Genomic DNA, 14,594 nt, shown 5'->3' with positions numbered 1-14,594 from the left:
CGAATGGTCCTGCGGTAGCAGATCAGGGCACAGTCAAAGGAGCTTCTGATGCAGCCACTGCTATCAACCTTCATGCTAAAAACGCGCGACACCATCGATATTTATTGGGTGCTTGTCCGGATTACCGTTCCCATCGCCATTCTGACGGAGCTACTGTCGCGCATGGGGGTGATCGAGGCGGTCGCACCGGCCTTTTCCCCTGTGATGAGCTTGGTTGGCCTGCCCAATGAACTTGGTCTGGCATGGCTGACGGCAATGCTGGTCGGGATCTGGGGCGCGGTGCCGCTTATTTTTGCGCTTGTGCCGGCCTCGTCGCTGACTGTTGCGGATATGACTGTTTTCTCAGCGCTGATCCTGTTTGCGCACGGTCTGCCTATCGAGCAGAAGATTATCCAGAAGGCCGGTCCTGGCATGGTTGTCACCACCGTGCTGCGTGTTGCAGGCGGTCTGCTCTACGCGTTTCTTCTGCATCATGTTTTGCAGGCCATGGACTGGCTGTCGGCTCCGGTCAATCCGGGCTGGATCCCGCTCGGCGTCACACCGCAGTGGAGCGAATATTTCTGGAGCCTTGGCGAAACCATGGTCTTGATGTTTGTCATCCTTTTTGCCCTGTTCTGGGCACTTGAGCTCCTAAAAGTGACCGGGGTGATGGCATGGATGATGAAAGCCCTGGAGCCGGTGTTGCGGCTTGCCGGTATCCGAGGCGAGGCAGGCCATCTGACGGCTGTCGGACTATTCCTTGGAATTTCTTATGGTGCCGGCCTGCTGATCCGTGAGGCCCGATCGGGGACAGTATCGCCACGTCAGATTTTTTTGTCCTGCGTCTTCATGGGATTTGCGCATAGCGTGATCGAGGATACGCTGATCATGATTTCGCTTGGTGCCGACGTCTACGGTATTCTTGTCGGGCGCGTGGTGTTTGCTGTGGTGGTAACGGCGATGATTGCAGCGGTGCTTCGTCGCCTGTCGGATGAACAGTTTTTTGCGCAGATGTTCAGCATGCAAGGCGGTGAGGTGCAAAGCCAATCGCTGCCAACACAATGAAATGTCGCTCAAGGACTGTGTGCCTGGCATAACGGCAGATATAAAAACCCGGCGTCTTGCGCCGGGTTTTCTTTTAGTCGTGTGTGATCAATCCATCGCGTGGATATCGCGGTCCTTGGTTTCCGGCAGGAACAGCAGGCCGATGACCAGCGTAATCCCTGCAAATATGATCGGGTACCAGAGGCCATAATAGATATCGCCCTTGGCCGCGCTCATCGCGAAAGCCGTTGCTGGAAGCAGGCCCCCGAACCAACCGTTACCGATGTGGTATGGAAGCGACATGCCGGTATAACGAATGCGGGTCGGGAACAGTTCGACCAGCAAAGCGGCAATCGGGCCGTACACCATGGTCACATAGATCACCAGAACCGTCAGTACAGCAATAATGACTGTCCAGTTCACGGCGGCCGGATCGGACACCATGGTGAATCCACCACCACCGGCAATGGTGTAAACCGCCATTTCTGATGCGCCGTTCAGTTCTGCCGTCGTTGCCAGTTTGTCAGCCACCAACTTGTCGGCCGGCACTACGGCCTTTTCGCCAGCGCGAACCGCTTCTGCATTGAGATTGAGTTCCGGGTTGGCTGCAATGAAGGCATCCAGTTTGGCATCGGCCACCTTTGCAGGACCACGGACCAGCGGGTAACCACCATCGTGAAGGGCAATGTTGACCTGCTTCTGGAAGGTGTTGCTCAGTGCCGTTGCCTGATCGCCCGCTGCAACAGCGTCATAGCTGTTGATGGTGGCGCTACCGACGGCAACCGTTGCTGCAGTACCGGCCGGAGCTGTCATTACAACATCATAAGGTACGGAGTTGCGTGTCAGGAACGCCGTTGCAATATCGCATGAGGTGGTGAATTTGGCAGTACCGGTTGGGTTGAACTGGAATTTGCAGTCCCCCGGTGCGGCAGTCACCGTTGCACGAACATCCTGCTGCGCCTGTGCCAATGCCGGGTTACCGGCCCATGTCAGGGTTTTAAACAGCGGGAAGTAAGTCAGCATCGCCAGCAGAAGGCCAGCCATGATGATCGGCTTGCGGCCGATCTTGTCGGACAGCCAGCCGAACAGGACGAAGAAGCCGGTGCCGAGGATCAGCGCGCAGGCGACCATGATGTTCGCCGATTGGCCATCAACCTTCAAAATGCTCTGGAGGAAGAATAGTGCGTAGAACTGGCCTGTGTACCAAACCACAGCCTGACCGATAACTGCACCGATCAGCGCCAGAATGGCAATCTTGGCGTTCTTCCACTGACCAAAAGCCTCCGTCAACGGTGCCTTGGACTGCTTGCCTTCGTCCTTCATTTTTTTAAATGCGGGGGATTCGTTCATTTTCATACGAATCCAGACCGAGACACCTAGAAGTGCGACGGACAGAAGAAACGGAATGCGCCAGCCCCAGGCAGCAAAGGCTTCCTTGCCAACGGCAAACTGCACGCCAAGAATGACGACCAGCGACAGGAACAGACCAAGTGTCGCTGTTGTCTGGATCCATGAGGTGAAGTAACCGCGACGTCCGTTCGGAGCGTGCTCGGCCACATAGGTGGCAGCACCGCCGTACTCACCGCCCAGTGCCAGGCCCTGCAGCATGCGCAGGATGATCAGGATGATTGGAGCGGCGATACCGATGGTGTCCGCGCCCGGCAGAACACCGACGAGGAACGTGGAAACGCCCATGATGAGGATGGTGACGAGGAAGGTGTATTTACGACCGACCAGATCGCCGAGGCGGCCAAACACCAGCGCGCCGAACGGGCGAACGAGGAAGCCGGCGGCAAAGGCAAGAAGCGCGAAGATATTGCGCGTCGTTTCCGGATACTGGCTGAAGAAGGTCGCGCCGATATAGATGGCCAGCGAACCGTAAAGATAGAAGTCGTACCACTCAAAAACTGTTCCGAGGGAAGAGGCGAAAATCACCTTCTTCTCCTCTCCCGTCATTGGACGGGACGAGCCGCTTACGGCTGCTGCGTTTGCCATTTTCTGTCCTCCACAGATGTAAAATGGTCGCATCGCGTGAACCCAACTCTCCTCCGGGTTGCCTCAAAAGGCACGATGCACCAGTGAATAGATTGACAGAAAATTAACGAGAGGAAGAGCGATGCTTTCGCATTATGACTTTAGTCTAATTTGCTTGTGCAAAAGTGCCGCAGCTTTTGCCTGACGACAGGCGTTTCGCGACCAGTTTTCAGCCGATACAGCCTTGACAGAACCGCTAAACCATCTAATAGCTTGCCTCGAAAGGGAGAGCGACCTTGCATTTAAATGTCTGTGACATTGCTGCATGCAACAGACCGGCTGATGAAGCCGGGGCTTTACCACGCTTTTCTTATTCTATCCGAATTATGGCCAAAACGACGATTAAAACCGTCTAACGTCTCTGGCCACCGCTCTCTCCCCGGTTTGGCTGGGGAACAGGAAATCGCAGCAATGCGGTTCCCCCTCACCAAAAAGAGGAGAGAAGAAAGAGAGCTTGATTATGGGTTTCAAAGTTGCAATCGCAGGCGCCACCGGTAATGTCGGTCGCGAGATGCTCAATATCCTCGCAGAACGCGGGTTTCCAGCAGATGAAGTTGTGGCGCTGGCTTCGGCACGCAGCCAGGGTACCGAAGTTTCCTACGGTGACCGTACGCTGAAGGTTTCCAATCTCGAAAATTACGATTTCTCTGACACCGATATCTGCTTGATGTCGGCTGGTGGTGATATCTCCAAGAAGTGGTCTCCAAAGATCGGCGCACAGGGTTGCGTTGTCATCGATAACTCTTCGGCATGGCGCTATGATCAGGAAGTTCCGTTGATCGTGCCGGAAGTAAACCCGGATGCCATCAATACTTTTGGCAAGAAGAACATTATCGCCAACCCAAATTGCTCGACAGCGCAGCTCGTTGTCGCGCTGAAGCCGCTGCATGACTTTGCCAAGATCAAGCGTGTTGTCGTGTCCACTTATCAGTCCGTTTCCGGCGCTGGCAAGGAAGGGATGGACGAACTGTTCACGCAGACCCGCGCAGTGTTCGTGGCTGACCCGGTCGAGAACAAGAAGTTCACCAAGCGTATCGCCTTCAACGTGATCCCGCACATCGACGTGTTCATGGAAGACGGTTACACGAAGGAAGAGTGGAAGGTTCTTGCTGAAACCAAGAAGATGCTTGATCCAAAGATCAAGGTCACTTGCACGGCTGTTCGCGTTCCTGTGTTCATCGGTCACTCGGAATCCGTCAACATCGAATTCGAAAACGAGATCACTGCCGATCAGGCTCGTGACATCCTGCGCGAAGCGCCAGGTTGCCTCGTCATCGACAAGCATGAAGACGGCGGCTACATCACGCCTGTTGAAAGTGCTGGTGAAGATGCGACCTACATCTCGCGTATCCGTGAAGACGCAACGGTTGAAAACGGCCTGAACATCTGGGTTGTTTCCGACAACCTGCGTAAGGGTGCAGCCCTTAACGCAATCCAAATTGCCGAACTTCTGGTCAACCGTGGCCTTATCAAGCCACGCAAAGCTGCTGCTTGATACTTTTTCGTAAGAAACGTTGAATATAACCCGCCTGTTCAGTTAAGAAGAGGCGGGTTTTAAATTAGCCGCATCACGGCCAGTTTATTTGCCGCTTCTTCCATGAGCAGGCATTTTACAATTTATACGCGGCAACAAGGCCGTGCGCTGTCAGGGGCGAAGCTCCCCTGAAGTAACAATCGAGGACGAATTTCTGATGCGGGCAATGAAGGTACTTTCCCTTGGTGTGGCGATGTTTGCCGGTTTGGTGGCTGGGCCTGTAATGGCTGCGCAATGTGGCAATACGTCTGCTGGTTTTTCGCAGTGGGTTGATGCCTTCAAGAGCGAAGCCGCTGCCAAGGGTGTCAGCAAGTCGGTTCTTGACCGCGCTTTTGCCAATGTGACCTACAATACCGCTACCATTCGCGCCGACCGTGGCCAACACAGCTTCAAGCTGTCGTTCGACCAGTTCATGCAGAAACGTGGTGGCGCAACGATCATTTCCCGTGGCAAGACCATGAAGCGCAACAATGCCGCGCTATTTGCGCAGCTGGAGAAGACTTATGGCGTTCCTGCTGGCCCGCTGATTGCAATCTGGGGCATGGAAACCGGTTTTGGCAGCTTCATGGGCAACCAGCACACGCTGTCTGCTGTTGCGACCCTGTCTTATGACTGCCGCCGTTCTGAATATTTCACAGAGCAGCTTTATGCGGCTCTGCAGCTCGTCGGCAAGGGCTCACTGTCGACCAGCGCTAAGGGTGCAGCACACGGCGAAATTGGCCAGACGCAGTTCTTGCCGCTGAACGTGGTTCGTTACGGCGTTGATGCTGACCGTGACGGTCGCGTTGATCTGGTTGGTTCGCGCGCCGATGCACTTGCCTCGACGGCAAACTTCCTCAAGGGTCACGGTTGGGTTCGTGGTGCCGGTTATCAGCCCGGTCAGCCGAGCTATGCTGCCATTCAGGGCTGGAATGCTGCAAGCGTTTACCAGCAGGCAATTGCCCATATCGGTCAGTCGATCGACGGCCAGTAAGTCTGGCCGTCACCACTTCAATTCAATCACACATCCGGGCGGCGAAAGTCGCCCGTTTTGCTGTCCATGATCCACAGTTCACCGGTCGAGATGTCGAACCATGCGCCGTGAATTTTCGTTTTGCCAGCTTCGACCTGGGTTTTCAGGAACGGGAAGGTCATGAGGTTGTTGATGGAGTTGCGGATCGAGACGCGCTCAAGTGCGGTCTGGCGCTCGCCAGCCGTCATGATGTCGTTGCTCTGGATTTGCTCGGCAGCGGGTTTCACAAGGCCCATCCAGCGGCCGATGAAGTCGCCGGGCGACAAGGGCGCCAGATTGGGGTCGAGAGCTGCCTGGATGCCGCCGCAGCGGCCGTGGCCCATCACAACAATGTCCTTCACCTTCAAGACCTGAACGGCATATTCGATGGCCGAGGATGTGCCGTGGTACTGGCCGTCGGGCTCAAATGGCGGAACCATGTTAGCGACGTTGCGCATCACGAACAGTTCTCCCGGACCGCAATCGAAAATCGTTTCGGGCGCAGCGCGGGAGTCGCAACAGGCGATAAAGAGTGTTTGAGGTTTTTGACCGGTTTCAGCCAGGGCGCGATAACGTTCGCTTTCATCCTTGTAGCGACCGCTCATGAAGTTTCTGTAGCCAGACAGAAGAGATGGGGGGAAATTCTGCATGGGTTCGAATTATCCTTCCTTTGACTGAATATCAATCAGTTGGTGAGGTCTGTCCCGAAGCAGCAAGGGACAGGCCCGATTGCGGAAAATGCGCATGGTTTTGTATTTTCGCATTTTCTGAATGAGCTCGATCTACACCTTTTTGGCAGATCGAGTAGCTGTTATTTTTGTTTCGCCCGGCTGGGATGCATCAGGTGGCGCATCTGTACCATGGCCATGGGCGTAGAAAGACTTGAGGCGTCGGTTTCCAGCGTCAGCTCATTCATGCCACGTTTCATGGTGCGTGCCAGTATTTCAAAAACGCTGGCCGTTGCCAGTTGTAGGGCCTTCTCATCGCTCATGCCTTGCAGCACCCGCGCCAGAAACAGCGCGCCCAGCAAATCGCCCAGGCCGTTTGGCACATTGTCGATCGAACGGTGTTCTGCCAGCAAGGCGGCTTTACCGCTGAGGAACAGATTGCCGATACCGCCTGTCATCATCGGCACTGCCGAAGTAACCAGCATGCGTGCAGGACCAAGCGCAAGAGCCGCATCCATGATGGTGGCATTGGTTTCAAGGTCTGCACCACTCATCCACGCAAGTTCATAACGGTTTGGTGTGGCAATCGAGGCAAGTGGAATAAGCTCGTCCAGAATGGCCTGCGCGGTTTCCAGCGGCACATAAAGCCCGCCCTTGTCGCCCATGACAGGGTCGCAGGCGTAAATCAGGTCGGGGTTCTTTTCCCGCAGGGTCTTTATCAGCCGTGCAACGGCTCTCACCTGCGCAGCGCTGCCGAAATAGCCCGTTAGTACAGCTTTGAGTTCACCGGTCCATGGCGCATTGGCCAGATCGTCCATCGCCTTTTCAAAATCCGCGTCGGGAAAACGCAACCGGGTGGACGGTCCCTGGCCGGGATGCCATGGCATGACAATGGTGGGAACGGACCATACGGGAAAGCCCAGTGTTTCAAGGGCAAATGCCGCCGCGCGGTTGCCGACGGAACCGCGCATGACCTGGCTGGATATGGCGATGACGCTGCCGTTTACGGTTTCAGACATGACACTCACATTCCAATCGAAGCCCGGGAGCGGCGATGGTGCGCCACTTCTGTCAGGCTTTAGCATTCATTGCCGCCTCTCATGGCATAGCAATTTATTATATTCCACCGTTGTTTACGCATGGCTGGCCTGAAGCGACACTTTTCATTTTACCATGAAAAGCTATGGTCACGCCCAGCACCTATTCCGGGACTGTCACGAAAGTATTTCAGCATGACAAAGCAAGATTCCAACCGTCCACGCATCTGGCAGATTGTGGAGGATAAAAAGCAGGACTTCATAGAGCTTAGCGACACCGTATGGGGAACACCCGAGACCTGTTACATGGAGACGGCATCGGCCGCCGCACACCGCAGCATGCTGGAAAAACAGGGCTTCAACGTCACGGCCGATCTGGCGGGTATTCCAACCGCCCTGATGGGCGAAGCGGGAAAAGGTGGCCCGGTCATTGCGTTTCTGGGTGAATATGATGCGCTGGCCGGTTTGAGCCAGAAGGCGGGCGCCACCAACCACGATCCTGAAACCGAAGGTGCCAATGGCCATGGTTGCGGCCACAATTTGCTTGGATCGGCGTCCTTGCTGGCGGCGACTGCGTTGAAGGACTGGCTGGCGGAAACAGGTATTGCCGGCCGCGTGCGTTACTATGGTTGCCCGGCAGAAGAAGGTGGCGCGGCAAAGGCCTTTATGGTGCGGGCCGGTGTGTTTGATGATGTCGATGTTGCCATCTGCTGGCATCCCAGTGATTTCGCGGGGGTCCAGCGCAGCACGACACTGGCCAATTCCCGTGTCGACTTTACCTTCAAGGGGCGTGCTGCACATGCCGGCGCAAACCCGCATCTGGGACGCAGCGCGCTCGATGCGGTGGAACTGATGAATGTCGGGGTCAATTATCTGCGCGAACATATGCCGTCTGATTGCCGCATCCATTACGCAGTGCTGGATACGGGCGGCATTTCCCCCAATGTCGTGCAGGCACGCGCCAAGGTGCGCTATGTGGTGCGTGCGCCGGAACTCGACGGTATGCTGTCACTGATCGAGCGTGTCAAAAATGTTGCCAAAGGCGCAACGCTGATGACGGAGACCTCGGTCGAGAGCCGGGTGATCAGTGCCGTTTCCAATCTTTTGCCCAACACGCCACTAATGGATGTCATGCAGGATATCTGGGAGCAGCTGGGCGTGCCTGAGTTTGATGAGCAGGACCGCGCCTTTGCCACGGAAATCCGCAAGGCGCTGTCACCCGACGATATTGCAGCGACCTGGCGCGCATTCAGCTTGCCGGAGCGGGATATTCCGCTGACGGATTTTGTCGTGCCTTCGCATGATCGCGCGACATTGAGCACGGGCTCGACCGATGTAGGCGATGTCAGCTGGGTAGTACCAACCGTGCAAGCGGATGGTCCAACCTGCGCCATCGGCACACAGTTTCACACCTGGCAACTTGTCGCGCAGGGCAAGAGCCCGGCGGCCCACAAGGGCATGGTGGCCGTGGCTAAGGTCATGGCGGCTACAGGACTGGCGGCTCTGGAAAGTGAACAGTTGCGTGAGGCTGCGTGGGCTGATCTGGTCAGGCGCCGTAAAGGCAAGCCCTATATCAGCCCTCTGCCGGAAGGGTCTGAGCCGCCGATTCGCGAAATGTCATCGCGCTAAACTACCCTGAAAGACGGGCGACGGATTTCCGGCGATAGTACAGCCTTTGATTGCGGCACGCATTGCGTGCCGCAACAACCGTATTATATTCAATGAATGCTCGATCTGTTCGTGACCTATTGGCCGCATATTCTTGCCGTTCTTTCCGTGGTCCTGGGAACGATCGCTGCCGTCCACGCCACGATGACCAAAGAAGAGGTTCGCTCCGCCGTCGGGTGGGTCGGTGTGATCGTTCTGTCGCCTATCGTTGGTGCAGTCATCTATTTTATTGTCGGCATCAATCGCATAAGGCGCAGCTCCATCATTCAGCATCGCTCCCTGGTGCAGGGCGGTATCATGGACCGCGTTGTGCAATATGACGTCGATGGCGAGACTGTCACCCGGCTGTTTGGACGTCGTTTTGCGGCAATGAAGACGCTGGCCGACCGCGTGACCCGCCATGCGATGACGTCCGGCAACAGCATAACGCCGCTGGAAACTGGTGACGCGGCCTACAAGGCGATGCTGGATGCCATCCATGCCGCGCAACGCAGCGTCATTCTGGAAACCTATATTTTCGACCATGACCGTATTGGCCTGCGGTTTGTCGAGGCGCTGTCACAGGCAAAAAAACGCGGCGTTGAGGTGCGGGTACTGGTGGATGCCGTGGGTGCCCGTTATTCCGTGCCAAGTATCGTCGGTCATCTGCAGCGAGAAGGTGTTACCACTGACGTGTTCAACGGTCAGGTGGTGATGGGATTGAGGCTGCCCTATGCCAATCTGCGCACACACCGCAAGATCCTGGTTGTCGATGGGCAGTTCTGTTTTACCGGCGGCATGAACATACGAGAAGGTTTCACCGGAGAATTTGCCGGCAAGGATTTCGCGCTCGACACACATTTCAAGGTAACGGGACCAATCGTCGCCGACCTGTTTACCATTGCTGCCGAGGACTGGCGTTTTACCACCGACGAGCTTCTCGACGGCCCTGTGTGGGACATCGTGCTGCCGGATGCCGAACCGGGCTCTCCGTTGATGGCGCGTATTGCATCATCGGGTCCTGACAAGAGTATCGAAACCAGCCACAAGATGCTGATGGGGGCGTTCTCAGTCGCCCGCTCCTCTATCCTGATCATGTCGCCCTATTTCCTGCCTGACCGTGAGTTGATCTCGTCGATCATCACGGCCGCGCGGCGCGGCGTGCAGGTGGATGTGATTGTGCCGGCCAGCAACAATCTCAAGCTGGTGGACCACGCCATGACGGCGCAGTTTGACCAGCTTTTGAGGAACTATTGCCGTATCTGGCGCGCCGAAGGTGCCTTCAACCACTCCAAGCTGATGGTGATTGACGACCGCTGGTCCTATGTCGGTTCTTCGAACCTTGACCCGCGCTCGCTGCGGTTGAATTTTGAGATCGATATCGAAGTGCTGGATGAAGCCTTCGCCCGCCAGATCGCTGAACGCATGGAGACGGCTCGCCAGAACGCAACCGCGGTCAGCCTTGATGCGTTACGTGCACGTCCGTTTCTGGTCCGCTTTACCGAGCGGGTTCTGTGGCTGGCCTCACCTTATCTGTAATTGCGGGAGAACGGCATTTCGTGAATCGTATCAGGGAAAAGACCAAGACGGAGAGCCTGCAAGCCGCACTAATGGCATCCATCAAGAATCGGCGGCGCCGTCAGGAGCACGGCGTGTTGATGGACACATCACAGCCGGTGATCGCCTCTTATAATGTTCATAAGTGCGTTGGCCGGGACGGCCGTTTTGACCCTGAGCGAACCAGTCGCGTCATTCAGGAAATCGGAGCCGACATTATTGCCCTCCAAGAAGCCGATACCCGCTTCGGCGAACGACGTGGCCTGCTCGATCTGGCGAGGCTGGAGCGCGAAAATGGCTTGGTCGCCGTGCCCATTGCACCGGCAGGCAAGGCGCATGGCTGGCATGGTAACGTGCTGCTGTTCAAGGAAGGCAAAATCCGGGATGTGCACACGGTAAAACTGCCCGGTCTTGAGCCACGCGGTGCGCTGGTCACTGAACTTGAATTGAAGCGTGGTGGCGCGCTACGGGTGATTGCTGCGCATTTCGGGCTTTTGCGCCATTCGAGAGCGCAACAGGCGAGGGCATTGCTGGAGCTTTTGGGCGAACGTGAGGGCCTGCCAACCATTCTGATGGGCGATCTTAATGAGTGGCGGCTTGGAAAGGGATCGTCACTCAATACATTTCGTGATGCATTTGGTTTTTTGCCGCCCGCCGTGCCGAGCTTTCCTTCCAACCTGCCGGTCTTGGCACTGGATCGAATCATCGCCAACCGCAAAGAATTAATTGGTTCGGTGACTGTGCATGATTCGGCGCTGGCACGCGTCGCCTCTGACCACCTGCCGCTGAAGGCGCATATTCAGTGGGACGGTGTTAAGGAAACTGACAAACCATAGGCCAGAAATGCAAAAACCGCCTTTCGGCGGTTTTGAGAATTTATCTCCTTTTGGGAGATTTGGAGCGGGCGAAGGGATTTGAACCCTCGACCCCAACCTTGGCAAGGTTGTGCTCTACCCCTGAGCTACACCCGCTCAAAAATCCAAGGCCCGGGGTAGTTCGCTGAGCCGTGGGTCGCTGCGTTGCGGCGACGACGGCTATATCGCTCAATCGAATTTCAAATGCAATACTCAATACATTTCGTGATGCATTTAGTTTTCTGCTGTTGAAGGCGCATATTCAGTGGGAAGGCGGCAAAGAAATTGAAAAACAATAGGCCAGAAATGCAAAAACCGCCTTGCGGCGGTTTTGAGCATTTATCTCTTTTTAGGAGATTTGGAGCGGGCGAAGGGATTTGAACCCTCGACCCCAACCTTGGCAAGGTTGTGCTCTACCCCTGAGCTACACCCGCTCAAAAATCCAAGGCCCGGGGTAGTCGCTGAGCCGTGGGTCGCTGCGTTGCGGCGACGGGGGCTATATCGCTCAATCGATTTTCAAATGCAACAGGGAAATGACAAAAAGAGCGAGAAAAAATGCATTCGTCACTCAAGTTATTGAAAGTAAATGGAAATTTTAGGGGTTTGTTTTGTGGATGCCATTGCGTGACTTGATTTTGCCGCTTAAAACCCTCTGACGGCTATTTCAGATCGAGTGACAGCAGAGAAGCGATGACATGACAAATCCGGCCCCTAAAACGCCAGAAGCCCTGTTCGAATTCTTCGATAATCTGGGCATTTCCCATAAGACAACGAGCCATGAACCGGTGTTTACCGTGGCCGAATCGCAGTCTTTGCGTGACCTCATTCCTGGTGGCCACACCAAAAATCTGTTCGTGAAGGACAAGAAGGACCAGTATTTTGTCCTGACCGTCGAAGAAAATGCGGTGGTTGATTTGAAGACTGTGCACAAGGCGATCGGTGCGGCGAGCAAGGTCTCTTTTGGCAAACCGGAAAAGATGCTGGAGTATCTGGGTGTGGTGCCGGGTTCGGTCACGGTGTTTGGTGCGATCAACGATACCGGTAATGCAGTGACCTTTGTGCTGGATGAAGCGCTGATGGAAAACGAGCTGATTAACGGCCATCCGCTTTCCAATGATGCAACCACAACTTTGACGTCCAAAGACGTGTTGCGTTTTCTCGAGGCGACCGGTCACACACCGCTTGTCTTGAAAGTGAGCGAGTGACATACGATCTTTGCCACGATAATGCTTTGGCGCACGACAGTGCAGCCTGTGCTGGCTTCAAGAACTGGAGACGACGATGAGCGGAATGGACAACCCCTATGGCGGTTCTTTTGGTGCGCAAATGAGCGCATCGGCCCAATATGGTGCCGCTAACGGTGCTGGTGAGGGCGGTTTCATCAAGGACACCACCACGGCAGGTTTTACCAAGGATGTGCTTGAAGAATCACGTCGCCAGCCTGTTCTGGTGGATTTCTGGGCGCCATGGTGTGGACCGTGCAAACAGCTAACACCGGTGCTGGAAAAGGTCATCAACGAATCGGCCGGCCGCGTGAAGCTGGTCAAGCTGAACATCGATGATCATCCGTCCATTCCTGGCCAGCTCGGCATTCAGTCCATACCGGCAATCGTCGCCTTTGCGGACGGTCGCCCGGTAGATGGCTTCATGGGTGCTGTGCCTGAAAGCCAGATCCGCGAGTTCATCGACAAGATTGCAGGACCGGCAGGCGATGACCCTGCAGCCGAGATTGACGCTGCACTGGCTGAAGCACGCCAGTTGTTGGCGGATGGTCAGTACGATCAGGCGGCCCAGCTTTTTGGCGCTGTGATGCAGGCTGCACCTGATAATGCCGGTGCGATCGCCGGTATCGCTGAGTGCATGATTGCGGTTGGCCAACAGGACCGCGCCAGCCAGTTGCTGTCGTCGCTGCCGCCGGAAATTGCCGAAGATGCAGGTATTCAGGCTGTTCAGAAAAAACTGGCGCAGTATGAAGAAGCCCGCAAGCTGGGCGATCCGACAGCGCTGGAACATGAGCTTGCACTGAACGTCGACAACCACGAAGCACGGGTGAAACTGGCAAAGATCCTCAATGTGCAGGGCAAGCGTGACGAGGCGGCAGATCACCTGCTGCTGGTGATGCGCAAGGACCGCACTTTTGATGATGATGGCGCGCGCCGTCTGCTGCTCGAGTTTTTCGATGCATGGGGCTTCAAGGACCCGGCAACGGTTGCAGCACGGCGTAAACTTTCTGCCGTTCTATTCTCCTGAACCGGGTCTGATCGCTGACAAAGGCTTGCGTTTTTGCGCAAAAACACCACATTTGGTGCTTTAGTGTATCTGGCCTGTTGTGGCTTTCACGCTGAGGGATGATCCTGATGCAAGTGGGAAATGCGAGATATGTGAAGGGCAGTGATCTGCCCGCCACCGTTCCGGTTTTTCCGTTGTCCGGCGCACTTTTGCTGCCCGGTGGCAATCTTCCGCTGAACATTTTCGAACCGCGTTATCTGACGATGTTTGATGCGGCGATGGCGGCGGAACGGTTGATCGGCATAGTGCAACCATCGCTGACAGAGGCGAATAATTACGATGTCAATACGCCCGTTTTAAGCCAGATCGGCTGCCTTGGCCGTATCACGTCGTTTACCGAAAGCGGTGACGGTCGTTATCTGGTGACCCTGACGGGCGTGTGCCGTTTCCGGCTGATCGACGAAGTGGCCTGCTCCAAACCCTACCGGGTTTTCAAACACGCGCCTTTGCTGACGGACCTTACCGGAGACGATGACGAGAGCGCCGTTGACCGGGATAGTTTGTTGCGAGTGTTTCGTGATTTTCTGGATGCCAACCAGTTGGAAGCCGACTGGGAAAGTGTCGAGCGGGCCGGAAACCGTATTTTGGTCAACTCCCTGTCGATGATGTCACCTTTCGGGCCTGCGGAAAAGCAGGCACTGCTTGAGGCGCCGGATCTTCGTTCACGCGCGGAAACGCTGATTGCGATTACCGAAATCGTACTGGCGCAGGGGCGCAGCGATGGCGGTAATGTTTTGCAATGAAGGTGATGTTGCATGCATGAAAAAATGAGCCGGGTTGACCCGAAGATGCTTGAGCTTCTGGTCTGCCCGCTGACCAAGGGCACGCTGTCCTATAGCCGCGAGAAAAACGAGCTGGTTTCCGAGAGCGGGCGCCTTGCCTATCCCATTCGCGACGGAATTCCGATCATGCTGGTTTCTGAAGCCCGCAAGCTGGAAGATTAGCCTTCCAGCTGCCGCA

At 55.7% G+C, this 14,594-nt stretch carries 13 protein-coding genes and 2 tRNA genes; 10 read left to right on the top strand and 5 right to left on the bottom strand.

Annotated features, from left to right (window positions below; translation table 11 throughout):
• Positions 1 to 48 precede the first annotated feature (48 nt).
• Positions 49 to 1,044 (top strand): nucleoside recognition domain-containing protein, encoded by a 996-nt coding sequence (locus M2418_RS23230; RefSeq protein WP_259149395.1) that lies wholly within the window; start codon positions 49 to 51, stop codon positions 1,042 to 1,044.
• Between the two features lie 87 nt (positions 1,045 to 1,131).
• Here the strand turns inward: M2418_RS23230 and M2418_RS23225 are convergent, their stop codons facing one another.
• The gene (locus M2418_RS23225; RefSeq protein ID WP_259149393.1) at positions 1,132 to 3,018 is read right to left on the bottom strand and encodes an MFS transporter; all 1,887 of its coding nucleotides are present in this window, start codon (positions 3,016 to 3,018) and stop codon (positions 1,132 to 1,134) included.
• Positions 3,019 to 3,517: 499 nt separating this feature from the next.
• On the opposite strand from M2418_RS23225, the gene M2418_RS23220 reads away from it, so the two are divergent.
• Positions 3,518 to 4,552 carry an aspartate-semialdehyde dehydrogenase gene (locus M2418_RS23220; RefSeq protein WP_192491467.1) on the top strand — a complete coding sequence of 345 codons (1,035 nt, stop codon included), beginning with the start codon at positions 3,518 to 3,520 and terminating at the stop codon, positions 4,550 to 4,552.
• A 196-nt stretch (positions 4,553 to 4,748) separates the two neighbouring features.
• Positions 4,749 to 5,564, top strand: coding sequence for a lytic transglycosylase domain-containing protein (locus tag M2418_RS23215; protein ID WP_259149386.1), 816 nt, complete (start codon positions 4,749 to 4,751; stop codon positions 5,562 to 5,564).
• Between the two features lie 26 nt (positions 5,565 to 5,590).
• Here M2418_RS23215 and M2418_RS23210 read toward each other — a convergent pair whose 3' ends face one another.
• Both M2418_RS23210 and pdxY read right to left on the bottom strand, forming a co-directional pair.
• A complete protein-coding gene (locus M2418_RS23210) occupies positions 5,591 to 6,232 on the bottom strand; it encodes a carbonic anhydrase (protein WP_192491465.1) in 642 nt (213 codons plus the stop codon).
• Positions 6,233 to 6,393: 161 nt separating this feature from the next.
• Positions 6,394 to 7,269 (bottom strand): pyridoxal kinase PdxY, encoded by an 876-nt coding sequence (gene pdxY / locus M2418_RS23205; RefSeq protein ID WP_259149385.1) that lies wholly within the window; start codon positions 7,267 to 7,269, stop codon positions 6,394 to 6,396.
• Positions 7,270 to 7,482: 213 nt separating this feature from the next.
• Here pdxY and M2418_RS23200 point away from each other — a divergent pair, with 213 nt between their 5' ends.
• From M2418_RS23200 to M2418_RS23190, 3 genes are all read left to right on the top strand, one after another.
• Entirely contained in the window at positions 7,483 to 8,916 is a 1,434-nt protein-coding gene (locus tag M2418_RS23200) for a M20 family metallopeptidase (protein ID WP_259149383.1), read from the top strand.
• A 96-nt stretch (positions 8,917 to 9,012) separates the two neighbouring features.
• Complete coding sequence (locus M2418_RS23195) at positions 9,013 to 10,473, top strand: phospholipase D-like domain-containing protein (RefSeq protein WP_250985592.1); 1,461 nt, start codon at positions 9,013 to 9,015, stop codon at positions 10,471 to 10,473.
• Positions 10,474 to 10,544: 71 nt separating this feature from the next.
• Complete coding sequence (locus M2418_RS23190) at positions 10,545 to 11,327, top strand: endonuclease/exonuclease/phosphatase family protein (protein ID WP_259149508.1); 783 nt, start codon at positions 10,545 to 10,547, stop codon at positions 11,325 to 11,327.
• 60 nt (positions 11,328 to 11,387) lie between these two features.
• On the opposite strand, the gene M2418_RS23185 is transcribed toward M2418_RS23190, so the two are convergent.
• Both M2418_RS23185 and M2418_RS23180 read right to left on the bottom strand, forming a co-directional pair.
• Positions 11,388 to 11,462 (bottom strand) — tRNA-Gly (locus M2418_RS23185).
• Between the two features lie 242 nt (positions 11,463 to 11,704).
• Positions 11,705 to 11,779 (bottom strand) — tRNA-Gly (locus tag M2418_RS23180).
• Positions 11,780 to 12,040: 261 nt separating this feature from the next.
• On the opposite strand from M2418_RS23180, the gene M2418_RS23175 reads away from it, so the two are divergent.
• The 4 genes from M2418_RS23175 to M2418_RS23160 all read left to right on the top strand — a co-directional run bounded on the left by M2418_RS23175 (position 12,041) and on the right by M2418_RS23160 (position 14,578).
• Positions 12,041 to 12,550 (top strand): prolyl-tRNA synthetase associated domain-containing protein, encoded by a 510-nt coding sequence (locus M2418_RS23175; protein WP_259149381.1) that lies wholly within the window; start codon positions 12,041 to 12,043, stop codon positions 12,548 to 12,550.
• 76 nt (positions 12,551 to 12,626) lie between these two features.
• On the top strand, positions 12,627 to 13,595 hold the full coding sequence (gene trxA / locus M2418_RS23170) for a thioredoxin (RefSeq protein WP_259149379.1): 969 nt from the start codon (positions 12,627 to 12,629) through the stop codon (positions 13,593 to 13,595).
• Positions 13,596 to 13,702: 107 nt separating this feature from the next.
• Positions 13,703 to 14,377 carry an LON peptidase substrate-binding domain-containing protein gene (locus M2418_RS23165; RefSeq protein WP_259149377.1) on the top strand — a complete coding sequence of 225 codons (675 nt, stop codon included), beginning with the start codon at positions 13,703 to 13,705 and terminating at the stop codon, positions 14,375 to 14,377.
• Positions 14,378 to 14,389: 12 nt separating this feature from the next.
• Positions 14,390 to 14,578, top strand: coding sequence for a Trm112 family protein (locus tag M2418_RS23160; protein ID WP_192491458.1), 189 nt, complete (start codon positions 14,390 to 14,392; stop codon positions 14,576 to 14,578).
• Positions 14,579 to 14,594 lie beyond the last annotated feature (16 nt).

It is taken from the genome of Rhizobium sp. BIGb0125, from assembly GCF_024810055.1.
GTDB lineage: Bacteria > Pseudomonadota > Alphaproteobacteria > Rhizobiales > Rhizobiaceae > Agrobacterium.
This window is presented reverse-complemented; position numbering and strand designations above follow the sequence as displayed.

Excerpts from the sequence above, each read along its gene's own strand:
- M2418_RS23175 (WP_259149381.1), top strand. The coding sequence starts at position 12,041 with ATGACAAATCCGGCCCCTAAAACGCCAGAAGCCCTGTTCGAATTCTTC.
- M2418_RS23195 (WP_250985592.1), top strand. The coding sequence starts at position 9,013 with ATGCTCGATCTGTTCGTGACCTATTGGCCGCATATTCTTGCCGTTCTT.
- M2418_RS23220 (WP_192491467.1), top strand. The coding sequence starts at position 3,518 with ATGGGTTTCAAAGTTGCAATCGCAGGCGCCACCGGTAATGTCGGTCGC.
- M2418_RS23190 (WP_259149508.1), top strand. The coding sequence starts at position 10,545 with ATGGCATCCATCAAGAATCGGCGGCGCCGTCAGGAGCACGGCGTGTTG.
- M2418_RS23225 (WP_259149393.1), bottom strand. The coding sequence starts at position 3,018 with ATGGCAAACGCAGCAGCCGTAAGCGGCTCGTCCCGTCCAATGACGGGA.
- trxA (WP_259149379.1), top strand. The coding sequence starts at position 12,627 with ATGAGCGGAATGGACAACCCCTATGGCGGTTCTTTTGGTGCGCAAATG.
- M2418_RS23215 (WP_259149386.1), top strand. The coding sequence starts at position 4,749 with ATGCGGGCAATGAAGGTACTTTCCCTTGGTGTGGCGATGTTTGCCGGT.
- M2418_RS23230 (WP_259149395.1), top strand. The coding sequence starts at position 49 with ATGCAGCCACTGCTATCAACCTTCATGCTAAAAACGCGCGACACCATC.
- M2418_RS23160 (WP_192491458.1), top strand. The coding sequence starts at position 14,390 with ATGCATGAAAAAATGAGCCGGGTTGACCCGAAGATGCTTGAGCTTCTG.
- M2418_RS23200 (WP_259149383.1), top strand. The coding sequence starts at position 7,483 with ATGACAAAGCAAGATTCCAACCGTCCACGCATCTGGCAGATTGTGGAG.
- M2418_RS23165 (WP_259149377.1), top strand. The coding sequence starts at position 13,703 with ATGCAAGTGGGAAATGCGAGATATGTGAAGGGCAGTGATCTGCCCGCC.
- M2418_RS23210 (WP_192491465.1), bottom strand. The coding sequence starts at position 6,232 with ATGCAGAATTTCCCCCCATCTCTTCTGTCTGGCTACAGAAACTTCATG.
- pdxY (WP_259149385.1), bottom strand. The coding sequence starts at position 7,269 with ATGTCTGAAACCGTAAACGGCAGCGTCATCGCCATATCCAGCCAGGTC.